This window comes from Polynucleobacter sp. MWH-Braz-FAM2G, assembly GCF_018687635.1.
GTDB lineage: Bacteria > Pseudomonadota > Gammaproteobacteria > Burkholderiales > Burkholderiaceae > Polynucleobacter.
Map to the genome: position 1 here is coordinate 282,079 of NZ_CP061300.1, position 15,039 is coordinate 297,117.

General features: G+C 43.9%; 23 protein-coding genes. 14 read left to right on the top strand and 9 right to left on the bottom strand.

Annotation, left to right across the window (positions count from 1 at the left end):
- Window positions 1-22: 22 nt before the first annotated feature.
- Window positions 23-319, top strand: a complete 297-nt coding sequence (locus FD973_RS01510; RefSeq protein ID WP_215323895.1) for a type II toxin-antitoxin system RelE/ParE family toxin — start codon at window positions 23-25, stop codon at window positions 317-319.
- Window positions 320-622 carry an addiction module antidote protein gene (locus FD973_RS01515; RefSeq protein WP_215323896.1) on the top strand — a complete coding sequence of 101 codons (303 nt, stop codon included), beginning with the start codon at window positions 320-322 and terminating at the stop codon, window positions 620-622.
- Window positions 623-684: 62 nt separating this feature from the next.
- Here the strand turns inward: FD973_RS01515 and adk are convergent, their stop codons facing one another.
- From adk to FD973_RS01545, 6 genes are all read right to left on the bottom strand, one after another.
- Complete coding sequence (gene adk, locus FD973_RS01520; protein ID WP_215323897.1) at window positions 685-1,350, bottom strand: adenylate kinase; 666 nt, start codon at window positions 1,348-1,350, stop codon at window positions 685-687.
- A gap of 114 nt (window positions 1,351-1,464) precedes the next feature.
- Complete coding sequence (gene kdsB / locus FD973_RS01525; protein WP_215323898.1) at window positions 1,465-2,229, bottom strand: 3-deoxy-manno-octulosonate cytidylyltransferase; 765 nt, start codon at window positions 2,227-2,229, stop codon at window positions 1,465-1,467.
- A gap of 16 nt (window positions 2,230-2,245) precedes the next feature.
- Window positions 2,246-2,425, bottom strand: coding sequence for a Trm112 family protein (locus FD973_RS01530; RefSeq protein ID WP_215323899.1), 180 nt, complete (start codon window positions 2,423-2,425; stop codon window positions 2,246-2,248).
- A 75-nt stretch (window positions 2,426-2,500) separates the two neighbouring features.
- Window positions 2,501-3,592 (bottom strand): tetraacyldisaccharide 4'-kinase, encoded by a 1,092-nt coding sequence (gene lpxK / locus FD973_RS01535; RefSeq protein ID WP_215323900.1) that lies wholly within the window; start codon window positions 3,590-3,592, stop codon window positions 2,501-2,503.
- Window positions 3,593-3,618: 26 nt separating this feature from the next.
- Window positions 3,619-4,095, bottom strand: a complete 477-nt coding sequence (locus FD973_RS01540; RefSeq protein WP_215323901.1) for a biopolymer transporter ExbD — start codon at window positions 4,093-4,095, stop codon at window positions 3,619-3,621.
- Window positions 4,092-4,733 (bottom strand): MotA/TolQ/ExbB proton channel family protein, encoded by a 642-nt coding sequence (locus FD973_RS01545; RefSeq protein ID WP_215323902.1) that lies wholly within the window; start codon window positions 4,731-4,733, stop codon window positions 4,092-4,094. Before FD973_RS01545 ends, FD973_RS01540 begins: the two co-directional genes overlap by 4 nt.
- Window positions 4,734-5,046: 313 nt before the next feature.
- Here FD973_RS01545 and xseA point away from each other — a divergent pair, with 313 nt between their 5' ends.
- From xseA to FD973_RS01560, 3 genes are read left to right on the top strand one after another with little or no spacing between them, the layout of a single operon-like run.
- Complete coding sequence (gene xseA / locus FD973_RS01550) at window positions 5,047-6,270, top strand: exodeoxyribonuclease VII large subunit (RefSeq protein WP_215323903.1); 1,224 nt, start codon at window positions 5,047-5,049, stop codon at window positions 6,268-6,270.
- 50 nt (window positions 6,271-6,320) lie between these two features.
- Window positions 6,321-6,563 (top strand): type II toxin-antitoxin system Phd/YefM family antitoxin, encoded by a 243-nt coding sequence (locus FD973_RS01555; protein ID WP_215323904.1) that lies wholly within the window; start codon window positions 6,321-6,323, stop codon window positions 6,561-6,563.
- Entirely contained in the window at window positions 6,560-6,823 is a 264-nt protein-coding gene (locus FD973_RS01560) for a Txe/YoeB family addiction module toxin (protein WP_215323905.1), read from the top strand. The genes FD973_RS01555 and FD973_RS01560 overlap by 4 nt, the downstream gene beginning before the upstream one ends.
- Window positions 6,824-6,856: 33 nt before the next feature.
- On the opposite strand, the gene murB is transcribed toward FD973_RS01560, so the two are convergent.
- Complete coding sequence (murB, locus tag FD973_RS01565; RefSeq protein WP_215323906.1) at window positions 6,857-7,885, bottom strand: UDP-N-acetylmuramate dehydrogenase; 1,029 nt, start codon at window positions 7,883-7,885, stop codon at window positions 6,857-6,859.
- On the bottom strand, window positions 7,882-8,886 hold the full coding sequence (locus FD973_RS01570; RefSeq protein ID WP_215323907.1) for a nucleotidyltransferase domain-containing protein: 1,005 nt from the start codon (window positions 8,884-8,886) through the stop codon (window positions 7,882-7,884). The genes murB and FD973_RS01570 overlap by 4 nt, the downstream gene beginning before the upstream one ends.
- A gap of 199 nt (window positions 8,887-9,085) precedes the next feature.
- On the opposite strand from FD973_RS01570, the gene FD973_RS01575 reads away from it, so the two are divergent.
- The 9 genes from FD973_RS01575 to FD973_RS01615 all read left to right on the top strand — a co-directional run bounded on the left by FD973_RS01575 (window position 9,086) and on the right by FD973_RS01615 (window position 14,756).
- Window positions 9,086-9,571 carry a YajQ family cyclic di-GMP-binding protein gene (locus FD973_RS01575; RefSeq protein WP_215323908.1) on the top strand — a complete coding sequence of 162 codons (486 nt, stop codon included), beginning with the start codon at window positions 9,086-9,088 and terminating at the stop codon, window positions 9,569-9,571.
- Window positions 9,555-10,487, top strand: a complete 933-nt coding sequence (gene xerD / locus FD973_RS01580) for a site-specific tyrosine recombinase XerD (protein WP_215324662.1) — start codon at window positions 9,555-9,557, stop codon at window positions 10,485-10,487. The genes FD973_RS01575 and xerD overlap by 17 nt, the downstream gene beginning before the upstream one ends.
- A gap of 38 nt (window positions 10,488-10,525) precedes the next feature.
- Window positions 10,526-11,158 carry a glycerol-3-phosphate 1-O-acyltransferase PlsY gene (gene plsY / locus FD973_RS01585; protein WP_215323909.1) on the top strand — a complete coding sequence of 211 codons (633 nt, stop codon included), beginning with the start codon at window positions 10,526-10,528 and terminating at the stop codon, window positions 11,156-11,158.
- A gap of 45 nt (window positions 11,159-11,203) precedes the next feature.
- Window positions 11,204-11,575, top strand: a complete 372-nt coding sequence (locus tag FD973_RS01590) for an MAPEG family protein (protein ID WP_215323910.1) — start codon at window positions 11,204-11,206, stop codon at window positions 11,573-11,575.
- Window positions 11,576-11,617: 42 nt separating this feature from the next.
- Window positions 11,618-12,385, top strand: a complete 768-nt coding sequence (gene folE / locus FD973_RS01595) for a GTP cyclohydrolase I (protein ID WP_215323911.1) — start codon at window positions 11,618-11,620, stop codon at window positions 12,383-12,385.
- Between the two features lie 4 nt (window positions 12,386-12,389).
- The gene (locus FD973_RS01600) at window positions 12,390-13,340 is read left to right on the top strand and encodes a hypothetical protein (RefSeq protein ID WP_215323912.1); all 951 of its coding nucleotides are present in this window, start codon (window positions 12,390-12,392) and stop codon (window positions 13,338-13,340) included.
- Window positions 13,337-13,564, top strand: coding sequence for a hypothetical protein (locus FD973_RS01605; protein ID WP_215323913.1), 228 nt, complete (start codon window positions 13,337-13,339; stop codon window positions 13,562-13,564). The genes FD973_RS01600 and FD973_RS01605 overlap by 4 nt, the downstream gene beginning before the upstream one ends.
- A gap of 182 nt (window positions 13,565-13,746) precedes the next feature.
- Complete coding sequence (locus FD973_RS01610) at window positions 13,747-14,055, top strand: high-potential iron-sulfur protein (protein WP_215323914.1); 309 nt, start codon at window positions 13,747-13,749, stop codon at window positions 14,053-14,055.
- A gap of 158 nt (window positions 14,056-14,213) precedes the next feature.
- Window positions 14,214-14,756 carry an HPP family protein gene (locus FD973_RS01615; protein ID WP_215323915.1) on the top strand — a complete coding sequence of 181 codons (543 nt, stop codon included), beginning with the start codon at window positions 14,214-14,216 and terminating at the stop codon, window positions 14,754-14,756.
- 12 nt (window positions 14,757-14,768) lie between these two features.
- On the opposite strand, the gene FD973_RS01620 is transcribed toward FD973_RS01615, so the two are convergent.
- A complete protein-coding gene (locus FD973_RS01620; RefSeq protein ID WP_215323916.1) occupies window positions 14,769-14,909 on the bottom strand; it encodes a hypothetical protein in 141 nt (46 codons plus the stop codon).
- Window positions 14,910-15,039 lie beyond the last annotated feature (130 nt).

A 15,039-nucleotide genomic window follows, 5' to 3' on the forward strand; every position in this document is an offset into this window, starting at 1 on the left:
ACCAATTGATTACAATTTGGGTATGTTTGAAATACGTAAAACACCCCAATTTGACGAATGGTTAAACGGCATTCAAGATTCACTAACAATTAAACGGTTATCAAAAAGGCTTAGTAAAGTTGCTCTAGGAAATTTTGGTGATGTAAGTCCTATCTCTGATGGTATTTGGGAAATGCGTGAGCATTTTGGAGCTGGCTGGCGTATGTATTACATCCAGCATGGAAAGGTAATTGTTGTTATGTTGGGCGGTGGATGCAAGGCCACTCAAGTGGCAGATATTAAAGAGGTAAAAAAGATAGCTCGATCCTTGGAGGCTTAAATGACAAAAAATAAAAAAATAAAAATTAGCGATTTGCCTAAGTTTGATGTTGTTGATTATCTGAAGACAGATAAAGATATAGCCGAATATCTGACGGTAGTTCTCGAGGATGGTGATCCTGCTTTGTTTGTTGCTGCTATTGGTGATATTGCTAGAGCAAAAGGAATGAGTGAGATTGCAAAAAAGAGTGGAGTAACAAGAGAGTCCTTATATAGGGCTTTAAAGATAGAGGCTCGCCCACGATTTGAGACGGTGACCAGAGTGATCCATGCTTTAGGGATGAAATTAAGTGTTCATGCCTAATTAAAAAGGGGCTGCAAAGCAACCCCTTTTTAATCTAGCCAAAACAAATTAATTGACTGCCATTATTTCAACACCTCGAAGATCGAGGCAGTAATGTCTTCAACGCTACCAGTACCGCTCACCTTACGATAAGCAGGCGCTTTCACCTTGTCAGTTGGGCTGGCTTGCGTAGCCCATGTAGAGTAGTACTCCACAAGTGGACGAGTTTGATCGTCATAAACTTGAAGACGTTTGCGAACAGTTTCTTCTTTGTCGTCATCGCGTTGAATCAATGGTTCGCCTGTCACATCATCTTTACCCTCTACTTTTGGTGGGTTGTATTTGATGTGATAGGTACGACCAGAGGCTGGATGAACCCGGCGTCCACCCATACGATCAATGATTGCCTCAAATGGCACATCAATTTCTAATACGTAATCAATGGGCACGCCAGCATCTTTCATGGCCTGTGCTTGAGGAATGGTTCTTGGGAAACCATCAAACAAATATCCTTTGCTGCAATCTGGCTGAGTCAGACGATCTTTAACGAGACCGATAATGATGTCGTCGGAAACAAGCCCGCCCGCATCCATGATTTTTTTAGCAGCAATACCGAGTTCGGTTCCTGCTTTTACAGCCGCACGCAACATATCGCCTGTAGAAATTTGTGGAATACCGAATTTTTCGCAAATATACTGAGCTTGTGTGCCTTTTCCAGCACCTGGTGCACCGAGCAGAATCAACCGCATTGTTTTCCCCTTAGAAGAGCTGACATTGTCCCGTATTTTGTTGGGATGATGGATACCTTTTGCCTAGGATTATCCCCGAGAAACTGCAAACAGCATGAACTATGAAGGATGGGCTTAGATTTGAGCTAGCAGTAACCGAACTCGTTCTAGGTCCTCTGGGGTGTCAACCCCTGCTGGAGGCGCCTCTAAGGCGGTATGGACTGCAATACGGTAGCCATTCCAAAGGGCGCGTAACTGTTCTAAAGCTTCCGCTTCCTCGGGTGGGGCTGGTTCTAGGCGGGTATAGGCTTGTAAAAAGTCAGCTCTGTAAGCGTAAATGCCCAAATGACGCAAATATTCCGTATTTTGATTGCTTTTGGGGTCTCTGACAAAAGGAATTGTTGCCCTTGAAAAATAGAGCGCTTCTCCAGATCGATTCAGGACCACTTTGACTACATTCGGGTTGTTAATCTCCGATGGATCTGAAATCGGTACTGCTACCGTTGAGATAGCGCATTGGGCATGCTGAGCTAATGTGCTTGCTACTTGATTAATCAGTTCAGGAGGAATCAATGGCTCATCCCCTTGGACATTCACAATAATTGAATCATTTGGGAGTTTGAGCAATTGAGCTACTTCAGCAATTCGATCAGTGCCCGTCGGATGATCCGCGCTGGTCAGTAAGCACTCAATTCGGTGCTCATCGCAAACTTCTTGGATTTCTGGCGAATCAGTCGCAACGACAACGCTATGAGCCTGAGATTGCCGAGCACGTTCTGCTACTCGAATCACCATAGGTTTTCCAGCAATATCCGCCAATGGTTTACGGGGTAAGCGAGTGGAGCCCAGTCTAGCTGGGATGACCACTAAAAAATCTAGCGCAGAAGAACTATCGTTCATTGAGTGAGTGGCCGAATTAATTAATTTCTTCTGGAGTGAGGCTGCGAGCCTCCTCTACTAGCATCACAGGAATATCGTCACGAATTGGATAGGCCAAACGATCTGCTTTACAAATGAGTTCATTCTTATCGGCATCTAAATGCAATTGGCTTTTACACAAAGGGCATACCAAAATATTGAGTAGTCGTTTATCCATAATTTTTTTTGTAAGGCTTCTAAATAAGAGTGATCACGATCAAGTGCTATCAGTGTAGCGTTATGTATAGCAAACCTACAAGTTGTAGCGATAAGGATCAGGCCGTTGCAAGATGGATTGCAACCATTCGGCTAGGCTGTCTGGCAGGGTGAGAGACATTGGCACCACCCAAATGCGATCATCTTTGATGTCGGCGCACTTTACTGCATCCTTTTCAGTAATCAGAATGCATTGCGTGTGAATCTTTGCAAAAAATTCAGGAGCGTAGCTTGCATGATCTGGCAGAGGAATCGTTTTAGCGGCGATACCTTGCTTAAGAAGATCGTCAAAAAAACGTTGTGGATTTCCCAGGGCGGCAACAGCAGTGATGTTATTTAGTAAATAACTGTCTGCAATTTGTGCGAGTGTTTGATGATTGCTTGGATTTATTAATTGATATGCGTCACCTAGATAGCTTAAGAGCGAAAATCCACGTCGCCCTAAAAAGTACTCGTCTTGTGGTTGTGCTGCGCGATCACCATTTGCTGTCTTTCCAGTAAAGAGAGTTGCATCACGCCCTCGTGTAGCTGGTTCACGCAATGGACCTGCGGGCAATAAAAAGCGATTGCCTTCACCACGCCCATCACGCACTACAAATTCGATATCGCGTCCACCTTCACGCGCTGGCCAGCGGGCCAATCCGCTATGTTGCAAACCATCATCGCTAATAATCACATTGACGTTCGGTGAATGCTTGAGTAAAGCCTCTATGCTTTTCTGACGCTTTGGAAAGACCCAAATCGGAAATTGATCATGTGTGCGCCTGGCAATCAACACAGGTTCATCCCCCACTAATGCAGGATCTGAATGACTACTGACTTGTACTGGCTCAGTCTGTGTAGAAGAGCCGTAACCGCGACTGATAATTCCAGGGTGCCACCCTAGTTGGACTAAGCGTTCTGATAAAGCAATCACGATGGGAGTTTTGCCAGTTCCACCTACGCGAATATTGCCAACAATAATGATGGGGACAGGGGCAGGCTTAGGTTTAACTAAGCCAGTATCTTGAATCAGTTTACGTACTCGCAATACCAAGCCATAAAGCCAAGAAAGTGGCCATAGTAATAAGCTGGTAGGTCCACGTCTCTCCCAGAACTGCGGAGCTTTACGGAAAAAAGAAAAGGTCATAAAAATATGTCTTCTTTGTTCACAACTTATTTCTTGGCTTGGTTATTGAATTGACTACTAAAGACAATATTTGAGAGATTGGCATCTCTTGCTGCTTCAAGAACAGTCATCACTGCTTGATGAGGCGCTCTGGCATCGGCATCTATGTTGACCTGAAGCGAGCTTGCTGCATCCTTTTGCGTACCTTGTCCGCTGAGTTGCATTAGTACACCGCTTAACTGTGAGCGCTCAGTTACTTTGCCGTTAATGGCAAAGCGACCATCACGACTGACTGCAATATGAATTTGTTTAGGCTCGGTTTGGCTTTCACTGCCATTAGCAATTGGAAGGGTAATAGCTAATTCTTGATAACGAGTAAAGGTGGTGGAGATCATCAAAAAAATTAATACCACCAACAACACATCAATAAAAGGGATGAGATTGATTTCGGGCTCAACGGGCGCGGTGCTACTACCGAGCGAAAATCGTTTTCTAGTTTGAGGATGGGTTTCTAACCAACTCATTTACTGAAATCACTCGGATAGAGTTTCTTAAAAAGCTGGCGAGTAAATTCTTCGCACTCACGTTGACGTTGATTGGCGATTGCGCGCAAGCCACGCCACGCAGCTAATGCTGGAATAGCAATGAGTAAACCAAATGCAGTGTTGTAGAGTGCCACGGAAATTCCATGTGCTAATTGCTGTGGACTACCAGTCGCGCCATTAATCGAGCCCTGGCTGCCGAATATTTCGATCATGCCCACCACAGTGCCAAACAACCCCAATAAGGGAGCAATGGTGGCAATCGTGGCAAGTGCACCAAGATAGCGGTCTAATTTTTGCCAAGTTGCTTGTGCTGTCGCTTGTAGCTCTTCAAGAGCCGAGTCAGGGCTACTGCCCAAGAGTTTTTCTTTAAGGGTGCAGGCCAATAGTGGGCTTGCCGGAGAAATGGTGGCTAATTGAGCAATTTGTAGCTCAGAAACGGCAGATTTTTCTTTAACCATCTGATTTGCAAGAGAAAAAGCTGTTTCTAGACAGTTTTTTGGAAATATATGGGTTTGGCGCAAATACCAGCTGCGCTCAAGAACAATCGCTAAGCCAATAATGGAGATAATGAGTAGGGGCCAAATGGGCCAACCAGCGGATAGTAAGATGGAGTACATAAGCTCAGTACTTTAGCTGAATTAAAAAGCCTGTTTCAGAAAGCTAGCCTGTGGATAACTCTGTGCAAAACTTTTTGGAATAGATACTGTAAGTCCTTGATTGATGGTAAGTCCGTATTTAGACTGGGAAAATCCTGGATAAATGGCTGAATAAATAACATTATAAATCAATGACTTATGATATCTATGTTGGATTTATGAGACGTTTTGGGTCAGTAATTACTTACTTATAGGCGCTTCATTCAGGGTTCATCAGTATCTGTGGATATTTATTGGCGCCCAAGCCTGATGGTTACATGATTAAAGAGAAAAAATGTCGGAAATATCAAGGGAAATTCTGAGTGTTGGCGATCTAAACCGCGCTATAGCGGCATCCTTAGAGGACCGCTTTGATACTGTATGGGTAAGCGGGGAGATTTCGAACTTCAAGGCTTATGACAGCGGGCATTGGTATTTTTCTCTGAAGGACGAAGAGGGTCAGATTCGCTGTGTGATGTTCCGTGGGCGCAATGGCCAGGTTGGATTTATGCCGCAATCGGGTGATTTGGTTGAGGTGAGTGCTAACTTAGGAATGTATGTTCCCCGTGGAGATATTCAGCTTACGATTCAAACATTGCGTCGCGCTGGGATGGGTGGTCTTTACGAGGCTTTTTTAAAGCTCAAAGCCAAGTTAGCCAAGGAGGGCTTATTTGACGAAGAGCGCAAGCGTGATATTCCACTGCACCCCAGATCAATTGGCATCATTACCTCACCACAAGCGGCAGCGCTTAAAGACGTACTGAGTACGTTGGCAAGAAGAGCGCCACATATTCCCATCGTTATCTATCCAACCTTGGTGCAGGGTCCTGATGCGCCTGCTGGAATTATTTCTGCATCAAAAGCTGCAGAAAAAGAAAAAGCCGTTGATGTCATATTGCTTGTGCGGGGCGGTGGCAGTATTGAGGACCTTTGGGCATTTAACGATGAGCAGTTGGCATATGCCATTGCGCAGTCCAGTATTCCAGTTGTCAGTGGTGTTGGGCATGAAACTGATTTCACCATTGCAGATTTTGTTGCTGACCTAAGGGCACCAACACCCACTGGCGCAGCAGAGTTAGCCGCTCCACGCCGAGATCAATTACTACAAGAGCTTGAATCCATCAAGCAGACTTTGCTACAGCGAATCAATCAACGAGTGGAGCGTGAGGCGCAAACTTTAGATCAACTCGCTTTGAGATTAAGTCATGCCTTACCAAACCCAGAAAGGATGCGCGAGCAAATTCAGAGTTGGCAACAAAGACTCAATCAGGCTTGGTCTGTGCGTCTAGAAAATTGGCGACGCAATCAATCTCACTATCTGTCACAACTGGAGATGCTGAATCCACAGAGAACTCTAGAACGTGGTTATGCAGTGATTTTAAGTAAAGAGAAAAATGGATTGCATGCGGTTCGGAAAGCGGATGAGCTCAATACGGAAGATGTATTTCAGGTGCATTTGGCAGACGGCACAACAGACGTTCGCTTTTCACAAACGGCATTGAAAACCGAGAATCCTTAGTTTGACAAAGCGTACGCTTTTGCGTACCATGAAATTACAGGAGATACATCATGACAACACTCACCGCAAGCGAGGCCAGGGCTGGACTTTATCGCTTGATAGATCAAGCTGCTCAGACTCATCAGCCGGTATTAATTTCTGGAAAAAGGGCAAATGCTGTCCTCATTTCTGAGGAAGATTGGACTGCCATTCAGGAGACACTGTATCTCTTGGCAGTACCAGGTATGCGTGAATCAATTAAAGACGCCATGTCCGAGCCTTTAAGTAAAAGCAAGAAGGGTCTGAAGTGGTGAATTGGAATTTGGTTTATTCCAAATATGCCATTAAAGACGCAAAAAAACTCTCGAAGGCTGACCTAAAAGAAAAGGCGCAAAATTTACTTCTGATTTTAGAAATTGATCCATTCCAAAATCCGCCTCCTGATGAAAAATTAATTGGAGACATAAGTGGTGCTTACTCAAGAAGAATTAATATTCAACATCGCCTAGTGTATGAAGTATTTCGGAAAGAAAAAACGGTCCGTATTTTGAGAATGTGGACCCATTACGAATAAGTACTACTTGAAAGCGATCAAGCTTCGACTGATTTACAAGATATTGGGCTCTATTTGTAAGGTAACGCCAAATTTATCGTGTACCTTTTCGCGAATGCATTTAGCTAGACCAAGAATATCTTGCGCGGTCCCGCCACCATGATTGACTAGTACTAAGGCTTGGTTTTCATAGACTCCGACTGAGCCCATGCGTTGACCCTTAAAACCACATTGATCAATGAGCCATCCTGCTGCGAGTTTTCGTTTGCCGGGTGCATCCGGATACGACACAAGGGATGCATGCGCTTTTAGTAAAGTTTCAAATTGCTCATTAGGAACAATCGGGTTCTGGAAAAAACTTCCAGCATTGCCAATGATTTTTGGATCCGGAAGTTTTCGAGTACGAATTTTGCAAACAGCCAAGAAGATATCTTCAGGGCTTGGATTGCTATCAGCAGAAAATTGCTTGGCAAGATCTGCGTAATGTATGTGCGCCTTCCAAGCTTTAGGGATTTTAAAAATGACCTTAGTCACAATGCATCGATTGGGATGCTGTTTAAAGTAGCTATCGCGATAGGCAAATTGGCATGCCTCCTTTGTCAGGGTGATAAAGGTTTGTTCTTGTGCATCAAAAGCTTCGATACATTCAATGTAATCTGCAATCTCAACGCCATAAGCACCAATATTCTGAATCGGTGCTGCCCCTGCAGTTCCTGGAATAAGCGCTAAGTTTTCTAGGCCAGGGAGATTGTTTTCTAGCGTCCAAGCAACGAGTTCATGCCAATTGACGCCAGCCCCTACCGCCAAGCGGGTAGCATCCCCATCGGAGGAGAGAATTTCTTGTCCTGTGATATTCATGAGCAGAGTAACGCCCGACAGTTTTTTTGGAAGAATTACATTGCTGCCGCCACCTAAAACGCGCCACGGCATTTTCTGCTGGGTAATGTCTACGAATACGGCAGCGATCTGATCGGCAGAGGTGATTTCGTAAGTGAACTCAGCAGTGGCATCAAAACCAAAGGTATTTCGATTCTTGAGGCTATAGTTTAAATACCGTTGCGGAAGTTGGCGATGGTCGATCATTTTTTAAGATTTGAGAGATCAAGCATTGACTTGGAAATAACCTTCTTGGGAAGGTAACGCAAATGCTCTGTTTCTATTGGGAGATTTGGTAAATATTCTTGCACTAAATATAGAACCATTAAAGCTTGGTTAAGATCACGTTGTTTTTTAACTGGCTCTCGATCTGGCTGTTGAGAAAGCCATGCTTTATGAATAGCATAAGCTCTTGGATCGGGAACGGGCATTAATACGGGCGAGCCATTTGCGGCAATCACGACTTGTTCTATGCGCGGTGCATTTGCTAGCCACTCTAAGTTGGGAACTTCCATGATTTCTAAATCTCCCGAGGCAATGAGTTCTGGCTTGGGTGAAGACATTCCCTTGTCTTGCCCAATCAGATCAACCATGAAGCCATCTTTATTGATGGCTCTAAATCCTTGTGCCGAAGAAATTTCGAATGATTTATCTACTTTTTTAAGTAGACCGAGTATGCCTTCACCATGTAATTTTTTAGAAATTAATGACATCTTTTTTCGCACATCAAATAACAAATCAATGTCTCCGGATGCCAATAGCTCCATCTTGAGTTCAACTGCTGCCATTGACTCATAAGCAAATATAGCGTGTGTGCCAACTACTCGTAATTCAGAGAGGGCTTGCGTTTTATCCAGTGCCAATAAAATTTCGCCAATAATGCTGGGGAGGCGACCTAAGCGAATAGCACGATTTAATTTGCGCTGGGATTCAATCCGCGCCTTGAGTGATTGAAATTTTTCATCAGTATTGGTTTTGCCCTCCTGAAACTGTTTATAAATAGACTCGGTTTCGGGAGTGCGAGGCCCAAGTGATTTGCTGTTTCCAGTGGCGCTTGTTAGGCGTAATAAGTAATCTTTGCCATTGATATTTCTCCACCGCATGCCATACTTGTATCCTTGATGGCGCCGAAGTACCTCCCGCCATGCCCTATAGAGTTGGTCGGATTCGACTAAAAAGAGTCGCTGCTGATCAGATAGGGGTTTCATCTTTTCCCTGTATTTATGTAATTTGAAAATTTACAGGGAAAAATGAGTTAAATCAAGCATTTTCTTAAGAAGGTTTATGCAAAATGGCCCGTTTTAGGGGGTATCAAGCAATGATGTCTCATAGATAAAATCAATAGGTGAAAAGAAGATGCTAATTCTATTGATGAAATTGAATAACTGAAAAACCAAAGGAATTGAAATGCCATCATTTGACGTAGTGTGCGAACCAGACATGGTTGAATTAAAAAATGCGATTGAGCAATCCAATAAAGAAATCAGCAATCGCTTTGACTTTAAGGGTTCTGATAGTCGTGTAGAGCAAAAGGATGAGGCCTTAATTTTGTTTGGTGACGACGACTTTAAATTAGGCCAAGTTCGCGATGTGCTGATTAATAAGATGGCCAAGCGCAATGTGGATGTTCGTTATCTCAAGGACGACAAAACAGAAACTATTGGTGGCGATAAGCGTAAGCAAACCATGAAGATTCAAAAGGGCATCACTTCAGAGTTGGCCAAAAAAGTAGTGCGCATTATTAAAGACAGCAAACTGAAAGTTCAAGCCAGTATTCAGGGCGATGCTGTGCGTGTGACTGGTGCCAAGCGGGATGATTTGCAAGAAACGATGGCTCTTCTTAAGAAAGAAGTAACTGAAGCGCCATTAGGTTTTAATAACTTCCGTGACTAAAGATGTTTTAAATATTGCCCCGACAAGCCAAGAGGCTATTGAGCGCTTCTCTGATGCTTGTTGGTTAGAAGATGGGTTGGCACAAAATAGTTTGTCGGCCTATCGTCGTGATCTTTTGCTTTTAGCGCAGTGGCTTTATAAGGACTCGGGAAGGGATCTCTATTCTGTTACTGAGAAAGATTTGACTGCATATATTGCTTATCGGCGTGCCGATAAGGCGACAACAGCAAATCGCCGTTTAACGGTCTTTAAGCGCTTTTATCGTCATGCGCTACGTATCAATTTAGTGAAAAGTGATCCCTGTATTGGCCTGCGTGCTGCTAAGCAAGCTTTACGCTTTCCAAAGACGCTAAGTGAAGACCAGGTCACTGCTTTACTCAACGCTCCCGATATCGATACCCCTTTGGGATTGCGTGATCGTACTATGCTGGAATTGATGTACGCCAGTGGTCTGCGCGTATCAGAAATCGTATCCTTAAAAACGGTCGCTTTAGGTTTAAATGAGGGCGTAGTGCGGGTAGTCAATGGCAAAGGCGGCAAAGAACGTTTGGTGCCATTTGGTGGAGAAGCAGGGCAGTGGCTAAGGCGTTACTTGGCAGAAGCGCGTACACCCTTGTTAGAGGGTAAAACTTCTGATGCAGTTTTTGTGGGACGGCATACTGGTACTGGCATGACCCGTCAAGCCTTCTGGGCATTAATTAAGCGCTACGCCACGGTAGCGAATATCCCTGTGGCTTTGTCACCCCATACACTGCGGCACGCATTTGCAACACATTTGCTTAATCATGGGGCCGATTTAAGGGTGGTGCAGTTGCTCTTAGGGCATGCCGATATCTCAACTACCCAGATATACACTCATGTGGCCAGGGAAAGACTCAAATCCATTCACCAGCAACACCATCCGCGGGGCTCATAGCTCTCTCATCTATATCTATAAGTGTTTAAGATAGCGGTATGGACCTCACTTTAGATCTTCTGCTAATTCCGCTGGCCTATCTGATTGGCTCTGTTTCTTTTGCGGTAGTCGTCAGTAAATGTATGCGTTTGCCTGATCCCCATTCTTATGGTTCGGGTAATCCTGGCGCGACCAATGTTTTACGTACTGGCAATAAATTGGCTGCAGTGCTCACCTTGATCGGCGATGCTTTAAAAGGATATCTTGCGGTCATGCTTGCGCGAGTATTACTTGGTGATGAGTCTCTCACTTCCACATTGCATTCGTGGCTATTGTGTGGCGTTGTAATTGCAGTGTTTTTGGGACACCTATTCCCAATCTTTCATGGCTTTAAGGGTGGTAAAGGTGTTGCAACGGCGTGCGGTATTTTGTTTGGAATCAACTGGATCTTAGGTTTAGCAACTTTAAGTACCTGGATCATTGTTGCTGTGTTTATGCGTTATTCATCGCTTGCCGCTTTAGCGGCCGCTGTATTTGGTCCCATCTATTTTGTATTTTTGTTTGGTTTCCAGCCGATGGGTATCGCACTTCTGACTGTTTGCGTATTGCTGATTTGGCGCCATCGTAGCAATATTCAAAATTTGCTCAATGGCACTGAGAGCCGTATTGGTAGTAAAAAGACTCCGAAATAAATATTCCCCACACCTACAGATAAAGATAATTTAAAGAAAGTTTCTATGACGATTGCCTACGCTTGTGTGCTCTTTATGGGGTTGTTTCCTTATGTAGCAGCTGGAATAGCCAAAAAAGGTTTTGAAGGCTACGACAACAGCATGCCTAGGCAATGGCTGGCAAAGCAAACTGGCTTTAGGGCTCGCGCTAATGCTGCGCAAGCGAATCTCTTTGAGTCCTTACCTTTATTCTTTGCTGCGGTGATTATTGCCTCCATTGCTAATGCGCCACAAAACAGAATTGATTTGCTTGCTGTAGGCTTTGTGCTTGCGCGAATCGCTTATCTCGTTTGTTATGTTGCTAACTGGCCAACTACCCGTTCGATTGTCTGGTTGTTTGGTCTTATATGTGTAGTGGCATTGTTTTTTCAGATGTAAATAAAAATTCATAAAAACTATATTCGAGACAAGAAAATATTTATGCCAACTAAAAAAATTGCCACCAAGCAAATTGCAACTAAAGCTGTTGCTAAAAAAGTCGTAAGAAAAAAGACTATTACTAAAGAAGATGGCGGGACACCATTATCCGTCGTTATTCGTCGACGGATCGAAGCCCAGAAAGCGCGTTTTCACGCCAATGACAATATTTCTGCATTTATCAAACCGGGTGAGCTCGAGGGTTTGGTTGAAGAAGTGGCAGAGAAGATGCAAGCTGTATTGGAAAGCTTAGTGATTGATACCAAAAATGATCACAACACTCAAAATACGAGTCGCCGTGTAGCAAAAATGTATGTCCAAGAGGTATTTAGTGGGCGTTATGTAGATCAACCTACCTTAACCAAGTTTCCTAATGTGAGTCGCCTCAATGAGCTCATGATCATTGGGCCCATTACTGTTCGCAGCGCTTGTTCACACCATCTTTGCCCCATTATGGGTCGTATTTGGATTGGAGTGTTGCCCAGTAAAGAATCAGCATTGATTGGACTATCAAAATACTCGCGATTAACAGAGTGGGTCATGTGTCGCCCTCAGATTCAGGAAGAGGCTGTAGTTGAGTTAGCAGATATGCTCGAGAGAAAAATTAAGCCAATTGGCGTAGCGGTAGTCATGGATGCTGATCACTTTTGCATGCAATGGCGCGGCGTTAAGGATCGCGATTCCAAAATGATCAACAGTGTTATGCGTGGCGCCTTCCTTAAAGACTCCAATCTACGTAGAGAGTTTCTTGCCTTGATTGAGCGAAAATAAGGTAATGAAAAAACTCCTCATTCTTTTAGCTTTAGTTGTCGTTGGCTGCACTTCAGGTCCCAGGCGACAGGATTATCAAGAGATGATGAGTGAGAAAGTCGAGTCCCCCTTCTTTTATGTTCCCCCCTTAAATCAAAAAGATTATGAAGAGCGTACGTGGATTTTGTTGGCTGAATCGAAGTCCAAGATCTGGTTTTATGACCCTTACACCTTAAGCGAGGATGAAGATGGAGTTATTACTTTTGACGCATTGATAGCGCCAAGAGAAAAAAACAATCTTGCGCCATATAACCCAACAATCGTAGGTCCTTATCGCCAAAAAATCGATTGCTTTAGCAATCACCAGTGGTCAGAAACTCTATACACTCAGAATCTACTGGCACAGCGGCCTTTGATGGGAGACATCAAGTCAGTTAATGGCTCTGGATGGGTCAAGATTGCACCTAAAACTGCCATGGCATATGTGCGCTCACGCTTATGCGGTCGGCAATTTATCGATGATGCAAACGTCAATTACTTTTTATTTCAGGAGGGTACTTTGCCAGCCCCAATAGCCAGAAGGGCTCCCGCAGAAATCATTGATGAGAAACAAAACAAGCAACTGGTTAGTGCCAATAAGGTGATAGCAGAGGATGCAGTCACTGAGACGGCGAATGCCAAGCCACCAGTCTTTTATGAGGTCATTAATAACGAAGTCATCATCGTTGATTCCAAAAAAGATATACGTCAGCTACGATTAAGTTCTTATTTGCTTAATAAAAACTTTACCAAGCAAGCGGATCTCATGTTTACAGCCAATTGCCTTGAAAATTCTTACTCCTTGACTGGTTCAGGGGTCAATCAAAAATCGAGCGGCTTGGTTGGAGCAAAAGATTCTTTTGCAGCTGTGGCATTTAATCGTGCCTGCGGCAATCATGGCGCTTATATGAAGATGCCTTCACGGAGTAAAAAGTGAAGGCAGTTATTTCGAATTGTGTGATCATCTCATTCTTGTTGTTGATCGGAGCTGGTCTCATGGCTTGCGAGAGTATGCCAACGCAGAATCAGGATTCTGCAAAAAATAATAAAGCGACCTACAACAAAGATTTAAAAGAGTGCAAAGAAGATTACCCAGAGTTGGGATCGGGTTTACATATTCGTCAGTGGATCAATTGCATGAACTTAAAGGGTTGGAAATAACGAGTCTTTGCGCTCGTATTTTTATGAGAACAATTCTCATCTATATTTCTTTATAAATCATTAACTTACGCAGGTAGTGGCTTGATGAAATCTTCTCCACTATGATCACAACTAGCATTTAAGCCTGCGTATTTTTGTTGATGCGTTAATGCTTTATTTACTGTTTTATTTTTGGAGAATCCATGAAAAATAGTCGTCGCCAATTTATGATTTTGTCTGCTGCTGGTGCCTGTACTTTGGCATTGAACGGTAAAGTTCAAGCGCAAGCAATGGTTGCAGAAACCGATCCACAAGCTGCTGCATTAGGCTACAAGGCAGATGCGTCTAAAGTAGATAAAGCGAAATACGCAAAATACGCTGCTGGCCAACAATGTGATAACTGCGCGTTGTATCAAGGCAAGCCAGGTTCTGCTTCTGGCGGTTGCTCTTTATTTGCTGGTAAGCAAGTTGCTGGTAAAGGTTGGTGTTCTGCATACGCTAAGAAGGCATAAGCAACTTATCCGCGTAAATCGAGTACTTCCGTACTCGGCGTCCAAGAAGACTGTACGGTGCGAGCCTGCAGTCTTTTTATTTTGGATTGTTGTCACTCTTGAAGTTCATTATTCTTGTTTGGTGAATTAATCTTTCCAAGATAAACATTGAGATCTGCATGAGGCATACATTTCGTTACTTGAAGAAGCACTACTCTTTCTATCTTGGAGGGGATCAGCCTCCCGTGAACTGGTTAGAGAGATTTCGCTCTTCTTTTGGCGCATTAATTGGGTTAATGCTGGTTTTTGCTTTGGCGCAGTATATTGGCGAACTCAGCGGAGTTAATGAGTGGCTGATGGCCTCATTGGGGGCGAGCGCTCTGCTGGTGTTTGTTTTACCAGGTAGCCCGATGGCTCAACCGTGGGCTGTCATCGCAGGAAATACCCTATCGGCTCTCGTCGGAATTAGTTGTTTTCATCTGATTGGGCATCCATTGCTAGCACTACCCATGGCTGCCTCTGTATCAATCTTTGGAATGTTTATGCTGCGCTGCTTGCATCCGCCCGCAGCGGCTGTAGCTTTGATTGTGGTGCTAGGGGGTATAGGACATTACCGTTATGCCTTTTTCCCAGTAATGATCGACTCTATTTTGCTGATATTGGTGGGGGCGGCTTACGCTAATTTGACAGGTAAGCGCTACCCCAATAGGCCCAGGAACTAGTTCGCTTGGTTTTTACTTAATTTTGCTTGCGGCAATGGAAGCAATGCAGTCTTTAATGGTGTAGTTCTGGTATTTCCCAGCATTTTCCTTGCGAACGGATTGACTGCATTCAGTTACTGAGTTGCGTAGCTTGATGTGGGGGATATTGCCCATTTTGAAGACTCCTTAAAGATTATTTTAGTTTTAACAACAACGGGGCTTATTTTGAGCCCCTTTGAATTTTAATAAATTCTGAAGCTTTGCTAAAGAGTGGCAATAAACCCTTTAAAATCAGCTTTTCTTC